At 54.2% G+C, this 16,343-nt stretch carries 17 protein-coding genes; 12 read left to right on the forward strand and 5 right to left on the reverse strand.

What is annotated here, in order from left to right:
* Positions 1–138: 138 nt before the first annotated feature.
* Positions 139–657 carry a DUF3231 family protein gene (locus ABID47_RS29335; RefSeq protein ID WP_354502747.1) on the reverse strand — a complete coding sequence of 173 codons (519 nt, stop codon included), beginning with the start codon at positions 655–657 and terminating at the stop codon, positions 139–141.
* A 335-nt stretch (positions 658–992) separates the two neighbouring features.
* On the opposite strand from ABID47_RS29335, the gene ABID47_RS29340 reads away from it, so the two are divergent.
* From ABID47_RS29340 to ABID47_RS29360, 5 genes are all read left to right on the forward strand, one after another.
* On the forward strand, positions 993–1,823 hold the full coding sequence (locus ABID47_RS29340; protein WP_354502258.1) for an alpha/beta hydrolase: 831 nt from the start codon (positions 993–995) through the stop codon (positions 1,821–1,823).
* 194 nt (positions 1,824–2,017) lie between these two features.
* Positions 2,018–3,529, forward strand: coding sequence for a YheC/YheD family protein (locus ABID47_RS29345; protein ID WP_354502261.1), 1,512 nt, complete (start codon positions 2,018–2,020; stop codon positions 3,527–3,529).
* Positions 3,530–3,624: 95 nt separating this feature from the next.
* Positions 3,625–4,041 carry a VOC family protein gene (locus ABID47_RS29350; RefSeq protein WP_354502264.1) on the forward strand — a complete coding sequence of 139 codons (417 nt, stop codon included), beginning with the start codon at positions 3,625–3,627 and terminating at the stop codon, positions 4,039–4,041.
* Between the two features lie 406 nt (positions 4,042–4,447).
* Positions 4,448–5,359 carry a prenyltransferase gene (locus tag ABID47_RS29355; RefSeq protein ID WP_116231907.1) on the forward strand — a complete coding sequence of 304 codons (912 nt, stop codon included), beginning with the start codon at positions 4,448–4,450 and terminating at the stop codon, positions 5,357–5,359.
* Between the two features lie 46 nt (positions 5,360–5,405).
* Positions 5,406–6,167, forward strand: coding sequence for a DUF6081 family protein (locus tag ABID47_RS29360; protein WP_105442101.1), 762 nt, complete (start codon positions 5,406–5,408; stop codon positions 6,165–6,167).
* A gap of 178 nt (positions 6,168–6,345) precedes the next feature.
* On the opposite strand, the gene ABID47_RS29365 is transcribed toward ABID47_RS29360, so the two are convergent.
* The 3 genes from ABID47_RS29365 to ABID47_RS29375 are packed head-to-tail and all read right to left on the reverse strand — an operon-like array spanning position 6,346 to position 9,290.
* Positions 6,346–7,260, reverse strand: coding sequence for a glycine betaine ABC transporter substrate-binding protein (locus ABID47_RS29365; RefSeq protein WP_089549968.1), 915 nt, complete (start codon positions 7,258–7,260; stop codon positions 6,346–6,348).
* Between the two features lies 1 nt (position 7,261).
* A complete protein-coding gene (locus ABID47_RS29370) occupies positions 7,262–8,095 on the reverse strand; it encodes an ABC transporter permease (protein ID WP_354502268.1) in 834 nt (277 codons plus the stop codon).
* Positions 8,073–9,290 carry a quaternary amine ABC transporter ATP-binding protein gene (locus ABID47_RS29375; RefSeq protein WP_354502271.1) on the reverse strand — a complete coding sequence of 406 codons (1,218 nt, stop codon included), beginning with the start codon at positions 9,288–9,290 and terminating at the stop codon, positions 8,073–8,075. Before ABID47_RS29375 ends, ABID47_RS29370 begins: the two co-directional genes overlap by 23 nt.
* Before the next feature lie 365 nt (positions 9,291–9,655).
* Here ABID47_RS29375 and ABID47_RS29380 point away from each other — a divergent pair, with 365 nt between their 5' ends.
* Together ABID47_RS29380 and ABID47_RS29385 are read left to right on the forward strand one after the other, a co-directional pair.
* Positions 9,656–10,225: a GbsR/MarR family transcriptional regulator gene (locus ABID47_RS29380; protein WP_354502274.1), complete on the forward strand. Its 570-nt coding sequence runs from the start codon at positions 9,656–9,658 to the stop codon at positions 10,223–10,225.
* Between the two features lie 156 nt (positions 10,226–10,381).
* A complete protein-coding gene (locus ABID47_RS29385) occupies positions 10,382–11,677 on the forward strand; it encodes an aminotransferase class I/II-fold pyridoxal phosphate-dependent enzyme (RefSeq protein ID WP_435530684.1) in 1,296 nt (431 codons plus the stop codon).
* A gap of 27 nt (positions 11,678–11,704) precedes the next feature.
* Here the strand turns inward: ABID47_RS29385 and ABID47_RS29390 are convergent, their stop codons facing one another.
* Positions 11,705–11,923, reverse strand: a complete 219-nt coding sequence (locus tag ABID47_RS29390; protein WP_354502280.1) for a hypothetical protein — start codon at positions 11,921–11,923, stop codon at positions 11,705–11,707.
* 59 nt (positions 11,924–11,982) lie between these two features.
* Between ABID47_RS29390 and ABID47_RS29395 the strand changes: the two genes are divergently transcribed.
* The 5 genes from ABID47_RS29395 (at position 11,983) to ABID47_RS29415 (ending at position 16,188) form a co-directional block, all read left to right on the forward strand.
* Positions 11,983–12,591 (forward strand): YkoP family protein, encoded by a 609-nt coding sequence (locus ABID47_RS29395; RefSeq protein ID WP_354502283.1) that lies wholly within the window; start codon positions 11,983–11,985, stop codon positions 12,589–12,591.
* Positions 12,592–12,725: 134 nt separating this feature from the next.
* A complete protein-coding gene (locus tag ABID47_RS29400) occupies positions 12,726–13,832 on the forward strand; it encodes an outer membrane lipoprotein-sorting protein (protein ID WP_076174843.1) in 1,107 nt (368 codons plus the stop codon).
* Between the two features lie 305 nt (positions 13,833–14,137).
* Complete coding sequence (gene alr, locus ABID47_RS29405; RefSeq protein ID WP_354502287.1) at positions 14,138–15,322, forward strand: alanine racemase; 1,185 nt, start codon at positions 14,138–14,140, stop codon at positions 15,320–15,322.
* A 230-nt stretch (positions 15,323–15,552) separates the two neighbouring features.
* A complete protein-coding gene (locus ABID47_RS29410) occupies positions 15,553–15,834 on the forward strand; it encodes a CopG family ribbon-helix-helix protein (protein ID WP_036648438.1) in 282 nt (93 codons plus the stop codon).
* A 3-nt stretch (positions 15,835–15,837) separates the two neighbouring features.
* Positions 15,838–16,188 carry a type II toxin-antitoxin system PemK/MazF family toxin gene (locus ABID47_RS29415; protein WP_076174838.1) on the forward strand — a complete coding sequence of 117 codons (351 nt, stop codon included), beginning with the start codon at positions 15,838–15,840 and terminating at the stop codon, positions 16,186–16,188.
* Positions 16,189–16,343: the final 155 nt, after the last annotated feature.

Raw genomic sequence — 16,343 nt, forward strand, 5'->3', positions numbered from 1 at the left:
GAACTGCGTCAGAACGTCAAACGGGATCTATCACAAAAAAGGCTTTCCTGCCGTCCGTGGGGACGAAGGGAAAGCCTTTTTGCCGTACATTCCGATCTGCGTGAACGGGAGTTCGCCGTAATCGGCAGAGGGGCTGGGTTATGCCTTTTCCTCAACCGGACGCTCAACGTGAAGCGGTGGTGGAACAAGCCAGCCCTTCTCCTTGTTCATGCGCAAAATCCGCACGCCGAGGGCGGTCTTGGTCGCATGGTATTTGGCGAATAACGCGCCGATGTCCTCGCGGATGGACATGCCCATAATCGCGCTGCAGGCGGCCAGTCCCGCGGCGGAGTCGGCTGCCAGCTTGGCGCCGATTTCCTGGTCCATAAAGCGGGCCCCGGGCGGTATGTCTTCCAGATTGACGGCCGGTCTGTCGGCCATAATCGGCGCCGGGACGACGCCGTTGTCGGTCAGCAGCTTGTCGCATTCCTTGATTTCGGTCTTGGCTTGGTCGATCAGGTCCTCAAGAATTTGTTTGAGGTCTTTGTCTCCGGCATGGTTCAGATATACCTGATAGCAGGAAACGAGTCCTTTGGCCATCATGGAAACTTCCCATACATTGAAGACTTCACCGTAATGCATCGGTTGGTGTTTCGGATTTCCGTCGAGAATACCCATCGATTTCATTCTCTCCTTAGTTTTAGGTAGGGCAGTACCGTTACATTATGAGCAATTCCCTTCCCTTTCATGTACGCAGCCGAAGCTGGCAGCTCCGCTATGCATTGCATATCACGAGTCGCCGGACCGCGTTCAGATGCCCGACTGGCACGATACCGAACCGACCGGCAGATGAATTTTCAGCACGGAGCGTCGTTGGCGGATAGTATATCAAGCTGCTGAAGAATCAGAAGCTTTCGCGCTGACTTTTCGGCTAAATTGAGTGTAAGCCCTTTAATTATGTGTGCTCCCATTGTAAAATGGTGGACAAAACCATATGACAAGGGGACGATCGAATGAGCACAGCAGCAAGCAGGCTGCCTGACAGCAAGCAGCGCATACCACTATGGGAGGATGTTCCGCTGGGACAAAGCGGGCCGGAGAACGAGGGCTGCCCCAGCATTACGCCTTACCTGCTTGAAGGAGAGGGCCCTTTCCCGATGATGGTGGTGTGCCCGGGAGGCGGATACGTCATGCGCGCAGACCATGAAGGCGAACCGATCGCCTTGTGGCTGAACAGCATCGGGGTGTCGGCAGTGGTCCTGAACTACCGCGTGTCGCCGAACCGCCACCCGGTTCCACTGGGAGACGCTCAGCGGGCGATCCGCACAGTGCGGAGCCTCGCGGGGGATTGGAACATCGATCCGGCGCGGGTAGGCATTTTGGGCTTTTCCGCCGGTGGGCACTTAGCATCCACCGCTGGCACCCATTTTGATGCAGGCCAGGCGGATGCGGAAGATCCGGTCGAGCGCGAGAGCAGCCGTCCCGACCTGCAGGTGCTGTGCTACCCGGTCATCAGCTTCGGGCCATATACCCACGAAGGCAGCAAGTATTCGCTGCTCGGGGAAGAGCCGGACCCGGAACTGGTCCAGTATTTGTCCAACGAGACGCGGGTCACGCCGGATACGCCGCCGGCCTTTATTTGGCATACGGCCGATGACGGGGCCGTTCCTGCGGAGAACAGCCTGCTCTTCGCCCTTGCTTTAAGCCGCGAGAAGATTCCTTATGCGCTGCACGTGTTCGAGGCCGGACGCCACGGACTTGGGCTCGCGGAAGAAGAAGAGGCCGTCAAGGCATGGCCGGACCTGTGCGCGACCTGGCTGAGAGAGCGGCAATTCATACAATAATGCTATCACCCGAAAGAAAGGGACGACGCTTACGGAGCGGACGTCCCTTCTTGCCGTTAAGGAGGGGATAAGCACTTCCATCCTCTCCAAGGCATACGCTGGTTACAAACGAGTTGAATTGAAAACCCCCAGGAGGATGATACAGAAGTGACGACCCGTACTTTTGGCATCGGAAACTCAGGCAGGGGATGGGTATGAACACCACGCTCGGCCTAATGTCTGCCAAGACGGCCGAAAGGTCCCATTTTCTCCCATATGTTGAGGCAGCGAATGAGGCAGGTTTCAAACGGTTGATTCTTTTTGCGCCTGAAGATGTAAACCTGGCCCGGCGAAAAATTACCGGTTACACTTATCAAAAGCATAAATGGGTGCGTACGGTACAGGGATTTCCGGACCTCATTTATGATATAGGCCATTACAGGACGATCCGCGATTACCAGCAAGCGGAAGAAATCAAATCTTTCAGCCGGCTGCCCTTTGTTGGGGACTGGCTTGGCAATAAGTGGGTCGTTTATCAGGGACTGAAGGCGTCCCCGGAAATCGCGGAGCATCTGGTGGAGACGGAGCTGCTGATTCGGGCGGCCGACGGGATTTCCATGTTGGAGCAGCACAAAGCGCTCATGCTGAAACCGGTCAGCGGAGAATCGGGTACCGGGATCAAACGGATCAGTCTTCGCAAGGACATGCTGATTATTGAGGAAGACGGGGGCGTATGCCGCGGCATCAAGGTGGAATCGGCAGGGAGATATTTAGATCAGCTGGCCGCCAAAGGCTATATGATGCAGCCGGCGCTCGATTTGCGCGTGAACAGCCGAAACCCCTGGGACTGCCGTGCGCTGATTCAGAAAGATGGGCTGGGCAGCTGGAGCTTTACCGGGCTCGTCGTCCATGTAGGACAGACAAGCCGTCTGACGACGCATCCGGAGCACGGCGGGCAAACGTTGGAGGGGTATCCCTTTTTGGCCAAAAGATTTGGGGAGGAGGAAGCGAAGAGGCTGTACGAACAAATAAGGGACCTGTCACGGCGGGTAGCGGAGCAGCTGGAGCTATATTACAACCGGAGCTTTGCCGAATTGGGCGTCGATTTGGCCATAGGCGAGGATCGGTCCCTCTATATTCTGGAAGTGAACCATAAGCCGGGCAAGCCGTTCATGCGAACGGAGCGTGACCTCGAACTCTATTTGAAAAGCATCCGGGTGCCCTTCCAATACGCGGCTTATCTGACTCATACGCAAGCTGCGGTTATTCCGGCGGCACCTCCATGGTCGCGGGATACGTCCGGATGCTCCAGAGCGGAGCTCATCGAACAGATCATCCAGGACGGTATGGCATTCTACCGGACTCCATACCGGTTCGGTGCGGTGCCCTGGTCCATCGACGCGTTCGATTGCAGCTCGTTCATGCAATTTATTTTTGCCAGAAACGGTCTGCTGCTGCCGCGTACGTCCAGACAGCAAAGCCTCCTGGGATATGACGTGGCCAGAAAGAACCTGCAGCGGGGCGATCTGCTGTTCTTTTCCGTCCACTCCCGAACGCATAAGAAAGGGCTGGAACGAATCGGCCATGTCGGCATTTATCTTGGCGGCGGCCGGTTCCTTCATTCCTGCAAAGCGGGCGGCGTCGTGGTCACGGAGCTCTCGGATCCGTATTGGAGTCGGCTGTATATTAAGGGCCGCCGGGTGATTGAAGAGGATGGCTGCTCGTAGGCGGCGTCCTTTTTTAAGCATGTCCATTATCAATCGCTGAGGCGTGGGATATAATGGATTGTGCATGTCCCATATGATAAAGGAGGACTACCCGAATGAGTGTAAAGATATCGCCTTACATTGTAATGAATGGCAATTGTGCCGAGGCCGTTGCGTTTTATGAAAAAGTGCTGCAGGCCAAGAACCTGGGATTGTCCCGCTTCAGCGATATGCCGGATCCGGATCATCCGCTGCCGGATGAAGCCAAAGATCGCGTACTGCACGCCGCACTTGAATTTGACGGCAACACGCTGCTCTTCTCCGATACGTTTCCGGGAAATCCGTATCAGCTTGGGGATCAGTTGAGCATCGCCATTACATCGAATGACAGCGAGCGTCTCCAATCGGTCTTCGCCGGATTGTCGGATGGGGGACAGGTGCTGATGGAACTGCAGCAGACGTTCTGGAGCCCGGCCTTCGGCATGGTCCGGGACAAGTTCGGTATCACGTGGCAGGTCAGCACAGAGCAATAGGAATTAGGTTAGGCAGGTCGGTACGGACGGTGGATCCAGGCAGACGCTGCTAAGGCCATCCGCCAGTTCATACTCGTCATTCAGAAACAAGCCATGGCACAACCGGAACGCTCCATTCTTCATTCGAAGGGCAGCGGGAAAGAGGGCCGTGGCTTTTTTGGCTTGGTCTGGAACCTGACACCGCGTGGAATCTTCCTGATTTATACATTCCGGTGACAACATCTGCGAATGTGTGATATCCTTGTGAAGGATGATACAAACCTGCTTTCCTGTATGTTGTCGTTTACGATATCCATCATGGGAAAGTTTGTGAAAAATATCATTTGTTTGGCAATACGGCGTTTTCGCCCGAAAATTATACGAACCCGTTTATCATGGGTACATTATAAGGAAGGGAGCATGGTGCATGCTCAAACAGTTCATGAAAGCCTCACGCTTCGGAGTTGTACCGGTCATGCTGATTCCGGTCGCGCTGGGAGCGTTGGGGGCTTTTGTATGGAACGGCGTTTTTAACGTCTGGCTGTTTCTGATTACGCTCGTCGGCGCAGCGGCGGCCCACCTGTTCTCCAACATGGTGAACGACCTGTGGGATTACAAGAGCGGGACCGATACGGCTGCCAAAGAGGCCGTGGATGCGGTCTCCACGAACTCGGGCTTTTTGACGGGCGGTGTATGGAGCATTCGCAAGTTTGCGGCGGTCACATGGGCGCTGTTTGGCGTTGCCGCGGCGTGCGGAATTATATTGGCCGTATTCTCAGGGCCGTGGGCTTTCATTTTCGGCGCACTCGGTGGCTTGATCGCATACTTCTATGTGGCGCCGCCACTGAAGTTCGGATACCGGGGCAAAGGCTACTCGGAAGTCGCAATCCTGCTCTCGTTCGGCGTTCTTCCGGTCATGGGGGCCTATTATGTGCAAACCTCGCATTTGGATCTGCGGGCGCTGCTCCTGTCCCTGCCGATTGGCCTGTTAACTACGCTGATTCTGTTCAACCATCACTTTTTACACTGGCAGGCGGACCGCCAGGCCGGCAAACGTACGCTGGTCGTCGTGTGGGGCGAGCAAAGAGCGCTTGGCTTCTCCCGGTTTCTGCTGTTTCTGTCCGCGCTGATGCTCGTGGTCAGCGTCATTGCCGGGGCGCTTCCGGTGTACGGACTGCTGGCACTGCCGGGCATGATTCCGCTGTACCAGGTGTACGGCAAGCTGAAGTCTCATAATAACAGCCATGCCTATATTCCGCTGATGGGAGCTTCGGTGAAATCGACCCAGCGGAGCGGGATCATTATGATTATATGTTTGCTGATACAAGGCTTGATTTGAGCTTACGGCCATATTGACTTAAGCGAGAAAGGAAGTTCGATGCTACATGGTACAACAACGCGTTTTTGGGGATTTTCATACGATTCTGTCGGAGGGCGAGGTTTGGAAAATCGGCGGCTTTCCGCTGCCGGACGGTACGTTCTGGGAATACCGGGAGCCTGACGCGGTAGTCATTGTCCGCAACGGCATTCTGTACGTCCGTGCTCCATTGAGCCGGCAAAACGACCAGATTCAAATTTTGGACAACGCGAAGCATATGTATTATTCAGTGGAAACGGTCAAAGTACCGGATCACGGAGTGGTCGACTTCGAACTGCAGATCCGCGCCCGCTCGGTCAATACCGTGCCGAACGATCTGTACGACGGCTACGTATCGCTTAACCTGCTGGATTTCACGACCGGAGCGGCGCTGGATTTCTTTGCCGGCAACGATAAATATGCCAGCGTGTATGCTGTTCTTCCTTTCCCGGGGGTAGAGGTTCCTCCATCGGACAAGACCCGGTACTTCTGCATCTTTAAAGAAGACACCAACTTTAAACCACGTGAATTCAACACCTACAAAATTACGTATGACCGCGGAAACGACGAAGCTGTGTTCTATTTGAACGGCACGGAAATCCGTCGGGAGAAGAACATCCCGATCAAGTTCAACGAGTTTACGATCGCGCTCGGCATCATGACCGAGAAGGACATCTCGCCGGAAGGCAGCGTGTCCGTTCATGGGCAGGTCGTGACGGCCGAGTATTCGCCAGTGACCGTGACGATCGACGACCGTTCGGAGAATAAGCGGGCTGCTGAAGAAGAGTAAACGTCAGAGTGAAGAGGCGCGCAACAAAGCCATTCTATAGAATGGCTGCACCGGTTCGGTGTCTGGATGACGGACCGGATTCCTCTTCCACCAAAAAAAAAAGGGCTGGGTCCCCAGGTAGAACAATCTACCGGGGCCCAGCCCTTTTTTTGTATGAACCTATAGAGAATGAATTGAATTATTTCTTAAGGTCTTCAATTGACTTAACGTCAACGTAGGACGGCACGACTAATCCGGTTTTGACGCCGGTCATATTAGCGCCCAGATCATCGATCTGATCCTTGAATTTGGCGAGGTAATCGGCATGGGTCAGCGGCAGCCAGGCTGCGGCCGATGCGTCCACGTCCCCGTTGGCGACGCCGGTCCACATCGGTCCTGCCTCAACCTGCAGGGCGGTTACCTTGTAGCCCAGTTTCTCCTGAAGGATGTACTGCAGCAGGTTGGTGCTGGCGATTTCCGAATCCCAGGCAACATAGCTCAGCTTCAGCGGGTTGCCGTTAACGGGCTTCAGGTCCTTGATCCATTCATTGACCCGGTCGGCGTGGCTGTCAGCCCATGCCTTGGCGGCCTCTTCCGGCTTCTTGCCATCCTGGATCGCCGTCATGATCTCGCCCATTTCATCGGAGGACCATTCAAACCGGTCCAGGAATGCGTAAGCGGTCGGCTCATCCTGCTCCAGACCTTTGCGGGCGATCGTATGGATTTCCTCGGCTTCACCGTATACTTTCTTCGGATCATCCAGGTACTTCAAATCATATTTGGAGAACATCCAGTGCGGTGTCCATCCGGTAATGACGATCGGCTTTTTGGCCTTAATATCTTTGGCCAGCGTCGCAGTCATCGCCGCGCCGGAGCCTTCAATCAGCTTCCAGTCGGACAGGCCGTATTCTTCGATGGCTTTGTTGGTCGCCTTCATGATTCCGGCACCGGGGTCGATACCGATAATTTCGTAGTTGACCTGTTTACCGAAGGAATCAGCGCTGCCTTCTCCGCTTGCCGACCCGCCGGAGCCGTTTTGGCCGCAGGCGGAGAGCATCAATGCTCCTGCCAGGCCCAAGCTGGCCAGGATCGTCCATTTTTTCTGTTTTTTCATGTTATGCACCCCTTTTTTTGGATTTAAATAGGTTTTGCGTAAAGCGGTCGAGCACGATGGCGAGAATAACCACTGCAAGACCGGCTTCAAAGCCTTTCCCGATCTGGAGCTGGGTTACCGCGCGGTATACCTCGGCTCCGATGCCTTGAGCGCCGATCATTGAAGCGATGACGACCATGGACAGCGACAGCATGATGGTCTGGTTGATGCCGGCCATCAGCGTCGGCATGGCCAACGGCAGCTGCACCTTGAAGAGCTTCTGCGGTCCGGTGGACCCGAAGGCATCGGCTGCTTCCGTGAGCTCGCCGGACACCTGCTGAATGCCGAGCAGGGTCAGGCGGATCGTCGGCGGAATGGCGAAGATGACCGAAGCGATGACCCCCGGCACGACACCCAGGCTGAAGAAGGTAACTGCCGGCAGCAGATAGACGAAGGCCGGCATCGTCTGCATGAAATCGAGTATCGGCGTAATGATGCGGGACGCCCCTTTGCTGTAAGCACACCAGATGCCGAGCGGAACGCCTAAGACGACCGAAATCAAGGCGGAGGTGATGACCAGACTGAGGGTGTCCATCGTCTGCGGCCAGTACCCCAGGTTATAAATCAGCAGAAATCCGATCACCGAGAACAGCGTCAGAGATATCCGCCCGACCAGGAAGGCAAGAATACCGAGTATGACGATAAACAGAAACGGATGCGGCAGCATGAACAGCCAGGTAAATCCGTTAACGATGCCTTCGATGACGCTGGAAATGAAGTCGAACAGGACCGTCAGATGGTCCCCCATCCAGCCGACCAATGCTTCAATCCACTCATCCAGCGGTATTTTCGGCATTTGGGCTCACCTCCTTCGAACTGTTCTCCCCGGCGAGCGCCCCAAGCAGGGCACCCCGGACGATCACGCCAGCAAGACGGTCGTTGTCGTCGACGACGGCCAGCGGCACCTTGGACATGCTGGTGATTTCAAACAGCTCGTTGATCAGGACGTCCGGATGCACTCTTGGACCGTCCGTTATCAGAATGTCCGCAAGCGTTTTGCCGCTGCGCATCGCTTCCGAGGCATCCTCCGCCGTGATGACACCGAGCAGCCGCTTGCCGCGGTCGATGACGAACAGGTTGGAGATGCCGCGCTCGCGCATCAGCTCGAGCGCCACACGCGGCCCCCGGTCCGGCATGATCGTCTCCGGACGGCGCATGACATGGGCGGCGGTCAGCACCTTGGACAGGTCGACGTCCTCGACGAACCGCTCCACATAGGCGTTGGCCGGCTGCGTCAGAATTTCTTCCGGCGTGCCCACTTGCACGACGGCGCCATCCTTCATGAGCGCAATCCGGTCGCCGATCCGCAGCGCTTCGTCCAGATCGTGCGTGATGAAGATAATCGTTTTCTTCATCGTCTCCTGCAGTTCGAGCAGCTCATCCTGCATGTCACGGCGGATCAGCGGATCAAGCGCGCTGAAGGCTTCGTCCATCAGCAGAATCTCCGGGTCGTTCGCGAGCGCCCGGGCCAGACCGACGCGCTGCTGCATGCCGCCGCTCAGCTCGTCGGGAGATTTGTTTTCCCAGCCCTTGAGGCCGACCAGCTCGAGCGACTTCATCGCTTTCTCCGTGCGCTCCGGCTTTTTGACCTTTTGAATCTCAAGCCCGTATTCCACGTTTTCCAGTACGGTCCGGTGCGGAAACAGTGCAAACTTCTGAAAGACCATACTGATCGTCTGGCGCCGTACCTTACGGAGCTGCTCCTTATTCATTTTTCTTAAATCCTGCCCGTGAACGAGGATTTCCCCCGCCGTAGGCTCAATCAGCCGGTTCAGCATCCGGACGAGGGTGGATTTGCCGCTGCCGGACAGCCCCATAATGACGAAAATTTCGCCAGCTTCAATACTGAGGCTGACCCGGTTCACCCCGACGGTCACGGATTTTTCCTTCGCCAGCTTCTCCTTGTTCCAGCCTTGTTCGAGCAGTCCGACGCTTTGCTCCGCCTGGGCTCCGAACAATTTGCTGACTTGTTTAAGCTGCAAAATAGACAACTGTGATACCCCCTTATTGCTTCTCTATCGTTGATAAGTGCGAACACGATGCTGCGTGAATAACCAACGGGTAACAGTGTAACAATTAATATATATAGTATCAAACGTTTTAACCGTACGTAAAGAACGTACAGAAAAAACTGTACGAAATTTACTGCCGAATGCTCTAATATCCGCCGTTTTCCTGACGGATCGGTTTCTTTACAATTAAAATACGTTTACATACAATAGACGATGAAGGTTTGGTCTTCTCCATACTTTTTCACTTACAATCACGGGCAACACAAGCGGATTCCGGACCTTGTTCAGGCTTATAGGCCGGATATTCTGCGGAGAATGGTTGAACAAATAAGGAGGTTGCAAGCATGAGCTTGGACCAATTCGAAGATGAACGCGACGCAGCAATCCACAAGGTACGCAAGCGCGTCATTGAAACGATCGGAAGAAACATGGACTTATATGGAATCTCCCAGTCCACCGGACATTTATACGGGCTGCTTTTTTTTGCAGACAAGCCGATGACCCTGGATGAAATGGGACGGGAAATGAAAATGAGCAAGACCAGCATGAGCACGGGCGTCCGGACACTGCTGGACTTGAAGATGGTCAATAAAGTATGGGAGAAGGGCTCCCGCAAGGACTTATATGAAGTGGAATACGACTGGTATCAGACGTTTACTGACTTTTTCGATATCAAGTGGAGAAAATCGGTAGAGAGCAATATCCAGATTCTGAGCAAGTCCATCGACGAAATGGGCCGCTTGCTGACGGCGTACGAGCATGATCCCGAGTTCACTGAGCTGCTGCGCAAGGATATCGCCAAACTGCACGAAGCAGTTGCTTATTACGGCTGGCTGGACCGGCTCATCGATACGTTTGAGAGCGGAGAGATATTCAAGCTGGTCCCGAAGGAGCCTCCAACCCCACATAACTAAACATAAAAAGCACCGGAGCCGGGCTGCGTTACAGCAGTCCGGTTTTTTTGGATTTTCATGACGCCAGGCGTGGTGATTTTTGTAGTTGACATCCGCCTGCTTTCGGTCATATGGTGTAATTTAGTAAAAGTTAGACGAAGAGCTGAGCGAGGAGAGATGAAGATGGTTACGGGTTATGCCGGATGGCAGGTAGAGGAGTTAAGGCGGGAGCAAGCCCGGCTGCAAGCTGAATACGAAGCATACCGGCGTCTGAATTTGAAGCTGGATATGTCCCGGGGCAAGCCGTGCCCGGAGCAGCTGCAGCTTTCGAACGAAATGCTGGACGTTCTGCCGTCCGGGGAAGAGCTTCGGGCAGAGGATGGGACGGACTGCCGCAATTACGGAGGCCTTGACGGGCTCCCGGAGGCGAAGCGTTTTTTTGCCGAGATGCTTGGGGTTCAGTCTTCCGAAGTGATTGTTCAAGGCAACTCCAGCCTAAACTTGATGTATGATGCGCTGGCACGGGCGTTGCTGTTCGGGGTGCTTGGCAGTGAGCAGCCGTGGAGCAGGCTCCCGTCCGTCAAATTCCTGTGTCCAAGCCCTGGGTATGACCGCCATTTTGCGATCTGCGAGCAGCTGAATATCGAAATGATCACCGTAGATATGACGCCGGAAGGGCCGGATATGGACGCAGTAGAGAGGCTTGTCGCCGAAGATGACTCCATCAAGGGGATTTGGTGTGTGCCGAAGTACAGCAACCCCGGCGGTATCACGTATTCCGACGAAACGGTGGAACGGCTGGCCCGGATGAAGACGAGGGCTGGCGATTTCCGCATTTTCTGGGATGACGCTTATACGGTCCATCATCTGACTTCAAGGCATGACGAGCTGAAAAATATGCTGGAAGCCTGCTTGAACGCCGGCAATCCCGACCGTGTATTCATCTTTGCATCCACTTCCAAGGTGACTTTTCCGGGTTCCGGCGTAGCGGCCTTGGCGGCGAGCAGGGACAACCTCAGCCATTTGAAAAAACAGCTGTCCGTGCAGACGATCGGCCCGGATAAAGTGAATCAGCTGCGGCACATCCGCTTTCTGAAGGATATGGAGCACCTGGGCCGCCACATGGAAAAGCATGCCGCGATCATCAAGCCGAAATTCGACTTGGTGCTGAACAAGCTGGAAACCGGGATTGGCTCCAAGGATATCGCTTCATGGAGCAAGCCCAGCGGCGGTTATTTTATCAGCCTGGATACGATGGACGGCTGCGCACGGGAAATCGTGCAGCGTGCAGCCGGGGCTGGGGTGACATTAACGCCTGCCGGAGCCACGTATCCGTACGGGCGTGATCCGCGGGACCGCAATATCCGTATTGCGCCAACCTATCCATCGCTCGAAGAGCTTGCGCAGGCCATCGATATTTTGTGCGTATGTGTGCAGCTGGTATCGATCGACCGTATTTTGGCGGATCAATAGAGCAGCACTTTTATTGAGACAGGCAGGTCAGGAGGAACGGGTCGGAGACGGTACCGCAGGGTCGGTATCCCGGCCTAGCCCCCGGCCTGCCGTTTCTTTTTGCCCGATGACTGGGACATAAACGGCCTTCCCCTGATAACGGAATCCGGGCATGATGTTAGACAGCGCCGCGGACACGTCTTGTTCCACGAGGAACGTTTCATGGTCAGCGCGTAAGACAAATAACTTTTTTTGGATGATTTGCATGGATTCCCTCATTTGAACCGTCAAACTGAATAGAACGAACTTCATAGAGAAGAGATGTGATGGAATTGATCAAAACGACGGCTTTGAAGACGGGAGTCCAGGCGGCATGGATGAAATGGGAGGGCTTGTTCGACCGGATCACGCGGCTGCGGAGCAAGCGGGTGCTGAGTTACGGAATTTGCAAGCTGGTGGTTCGGCCTTTTCACGGGAAAAGCATCCGCAGCGACAGCGGGCAGTGGCTTCATGCCGGCGACTGGATCGGGGAGCTCCATTTGGATAACGGGCAGGTGCTGGAGCTGTCGCGGAGCCTTGGGCCGGACAGGGCGGCGCTGAAAACCGCCAGGCTCCTGAAGCAATCGCTCAGACAGATCCATGAAGCGATGGATCAGGTTCCTGAACTGGCTGAGGTCAAAGCGCTGACCGGAATTACGCTGCTTCACCGGGGGCTGACCCATGGGCTGGGCTTTGAGCAGCACCAGCTGAAGGCCGGGTGGTTCCGGCTGCTGACGACGATCTATTTAAGGTTTCTGCTGCGAATGCTTCATCCCGCCGGGCAAAAGCGCGTGAAGCACAGCGCTCCCAAGCTGGTTCCGCAGATGCTGCTCATGACAAGGCAAGCGTTCATGGAGCGGTACCGCCGCGAGTCACCTTTATCCAACGTCATATAACAGCGTATTCATAACATTATACTCAGTAACACGGATTCGGTATCAGGCTTGTCATGCTAGTCTGCATAATGTGACCAAGTCCCTCATAGACATGTATCAATCAGTTCAAACCAAGTGCTAAGGGGGATGATGTCATGCGCCGGATTTCATGGATGCTCGCCATGATCTTGTGCGTTACGGTTGTGTTGGCAGGCTGTGGTGGCAAAAAGGATGCCGCTTCCGTTGTCAAAGACTTGAACAACGTGGTCGATACACTGCAAAGCAAGGATGGCTCTTACAAAGGAACGGGGAAAATGACGCTGTATACCGGGGAAAAGCCGCAGGAATACCAGGTGGAGGTATGGTACCAGAATCCAAACTACTACCGCATCAGCCTGACGAACGCCCAGAAGGACGTTACGCAAATCGTTCTCCGCAACGATGATGGCGTATTCGTGCTGACGCCAAGCCTGAACAAAAGCTTCCGGTTTAAAAGCGACTGGCCGGACAACCAGGGGCAAGTCTATTTATACCAAACGCTCGTCCGGGGCATCTTAAGCGATAACACCCGGCAGTTTGCCGCAGACAAGGACAGCTATGTGTTCGATGTTGCGGCCAACTATCACAGCCAGTCTCTCGTCCGCCAGAAAATTTGGCTCAGCAAGGACAATTACGCGCCAAAACAAGTACAAGTCTCCGACTCTGACGCCCATGTCGTCGTTGAGGTCAAGTTCGACCAATTCCAGTTCGATGCGAAATTCGATAAGGACTCTTTTGACATGAAGCGCAACATGACCGTGCAAAGCGATCCGTCGGTCGGCACGGTGGCCGAAGTCGACGAGAACGGCAATCCGGTCGCATCCCAGGACCAGCCGCAGGGCGATAACGGGGAAGCGGCGCAGGAAGTCACCAAGGAACTGGGCGACTTTGGCATGATTATCCCGGATTACCTGCCTGAAGGCGTTACGCTCAAGGACAGCAACAAGTTGGACAACAGTGACAACCATGCGCTGCTGCTTCGGTATGACGGTACATACCAGTTCACGATCATGGAATCCCGTCCGCAGGACCGTGCCGTGTCCCTGATGTCGGGTGAAGTGGTGGATCTTGGATTTACGGCAGGCCTCCTGGCTGGCGATGAGCAGCAAACGCTGACCTGGATGAATGGGGACGGCGTGGAATTCCGCATTACAAGCGCAAACCTGCCGGTGGACGAAATGATACAGATTGCAGCGTCTTTACAGGAACAATCGGGTAAATAATACGCAGACAGGCGGACCCTTCGGGCCGGCGGGGCATGATTCCACCGGCGAAACGAAGGGGCTTTCGCCTATCCATCTTCGAAAGCCGCTGTGGTACGGTAAACCAGCCGGATTCAGCCGGGGCGTGGTTCATTGACAGTCACCTTCCTGAACATTACGATTACATAGGATAAACGAAAGGTAAATAACAACTGATTTTCGATCCGATCCATCTATGTCCATAGAATGATCGAACGAAAATGACAACTCTCCTTTCAATGACTGTATGTAATGAGTGTGTTAATTCTTAGAGAAGGTGACGATGAATGCAGCAACAATATAGAGCAACTAGAGCCGAAATCAATCTGGACCATCTTCAGGCGAACGTAACGGCGTTTCGCCGGGCTCTGCCCGAAGGCATGAAATTTCTAGCCTGCGTCAAGGCGGATGCGTACGGTCATGGAGCCGTGCAGGTGGCGCGGGAGCTTGCGAGCATCGGGGTGGACTATTTAAGCGTCGCATTCCTGGATGAAGCGATCGAACTGCGGCATGCCGGCTTGACGCTGCCCATCTTGGTGCTTGGCTACACGCCTCCGGAAGGCATAAGAACGGCGTGGGAGAATAACATAACAGTGACGGTGTTCAGCCCGGAGGTACGGGAAGCGATCCGGCAGCTCCCGGCGGACGCCGAGTCCAGACCGCTGAAGGTGCACATTAAGATCGACAGCGGAATGGGCAGACTGGGACTTCTTCCCGGCCCGGACGCCATTTCGTTTATCGAGTCGCTCTATGCTCTTTCGCAGGCTGAGGTTGAAGGCTTGTTTACCCATTTTTCCAAAGCGGACGAAGAAGATAAAAGCTATACACTGGAGCAGTACCGGCGTTTCGAGAGCGTGGTGGCCTCGCTCGGGGAGAAAGGATTCAGCCCTCCTCTTATACATACGGGCAACAGCGCCACAGCGATTGATACTCCTCAGCTGTCCTACAATATGGTCCGCGTCGGCATCAGCCTGTACGGATTGTATCCATCGGATGAGGTGAATCATCAGACTGTCGCACTTTCCCCGGTATTGACGCTGAAGACAGAGCTTGTATATGTCAAAACCCTTCCGCCGCATTGGGGCGTCAGCTACGGCGCCAAATATGTGACGGATCAAAATGAAGTCATTGGAACGCTGCCGATCGGCTATGCCGACGGGTACTCGCGGATGCTGAGCGGTAAAGCGGAAGTCCTGATCCGCGGCCGCCGCGTTCCCGTTGTCGGAACGATCTGTATGGACCAGTGTATGGTAACACTTCAATCTTTTGCCGAAGAGGCAGAAGAAATTCATGCGGGCGAGGAGGTTGTACTCATCGGTCAGCAGTCTGGCCAGTGTGTTACGGCAGATGAGCTGGCTTCTCAGCTGGGTACCATCCACTATGAGGTCATCTGTATGATTTCCCACCGGGTTCCTCGTGTTTACACGAAGCACGGGGCGCTGTACAACCGGGTCAACCCACTGCTCACCTAGTGCGAAGAAAGGCGGAATTTCAGCCTTTTTGCTGGAAATGAAGGAATACGGACCAAGCATCCCGAATAAAGGTAATGACGGAATGACTGTACGTAAATGCCGAGTCTAGTTTATAATGTATGCAGCATACCTGGTATATCTTCGGCATATATATTCCTTTGTATAAATTTCCTTGATTCAAGTTATACTGGGCACAAGGGTGAGAAGGTATTGTGGGGGTGGAACAGAAGGTGGCTAATATGCAGAATACCAAACGAATTATGATCAGCTTGCCGGATCATCTTTTGCAGGAAGTGGATGGCATCGTTGCGATGGAGAATTCGAACCGCAGTGAACTCATCAGGCAAGCCATGAAACTGTATTTAACGGAGCGGAAGAAACGTTATATACGGGAGTCAATGCAGCGCGGCTATATGGAAATGGCCAAGATCAATTTGACGATGGCATCGGAGGCCTTTCACGCGGAAGAAGATGCAGACAGCACTCTAGGCCGCTTAGTGAGCGGGGTGTAGACATTGATCGTAAAACGCGGCGACGTTTTTTTTGCGGATCTTTCACCCGTAGTCGGTTCGGAGCAAGGTGGAGTCAGGCCGGTTCTGATCATTCAGAACGATATCGGCAACCGTTTTAGTCCTACGGTCATCGTGGCGGCTATTACCGCCCAGATTCAAAAGGCAAAGCTGCCGACCCATGTGGAAATCGATGCGGTTTCGCATGGTTTTGACAGGGATTCGGTCATTTTGCTGGAGCAAATCCGGACCATTGATAAGCAGAGACTGACGGACAAAATTACCCACCTGGATGAAGAAACGATGAAAAAGGTGGATGATTCGCTGCAAATCAGTCTCAGCCTGATCGATTTTTAAGCGTTGAACCATAAGGTTGATGATATGGTTATGAAGGATAAGGCGTACCCTAAAGGGGCGCCTTTTTCTCGTTTTTGAACTTGTTTTTAAGTCACATAAGTCCATTGTAAGGGGTTACGCATCCGCTATAATGAATGGTATCCAACGTATGAGCG

The sequence above is a fragment of the Paenibacillus favisporus genome (assembly GCF_040545415.1).
In the GTDB taxonomy this organism is placed as follows: domain Bacteria; phylum Bacillota; class Bacilli; order Paenibacillales; family Paenibacillaceae; genus Paenibacillus_AQ; species Paenibacillus_AQ favisporus.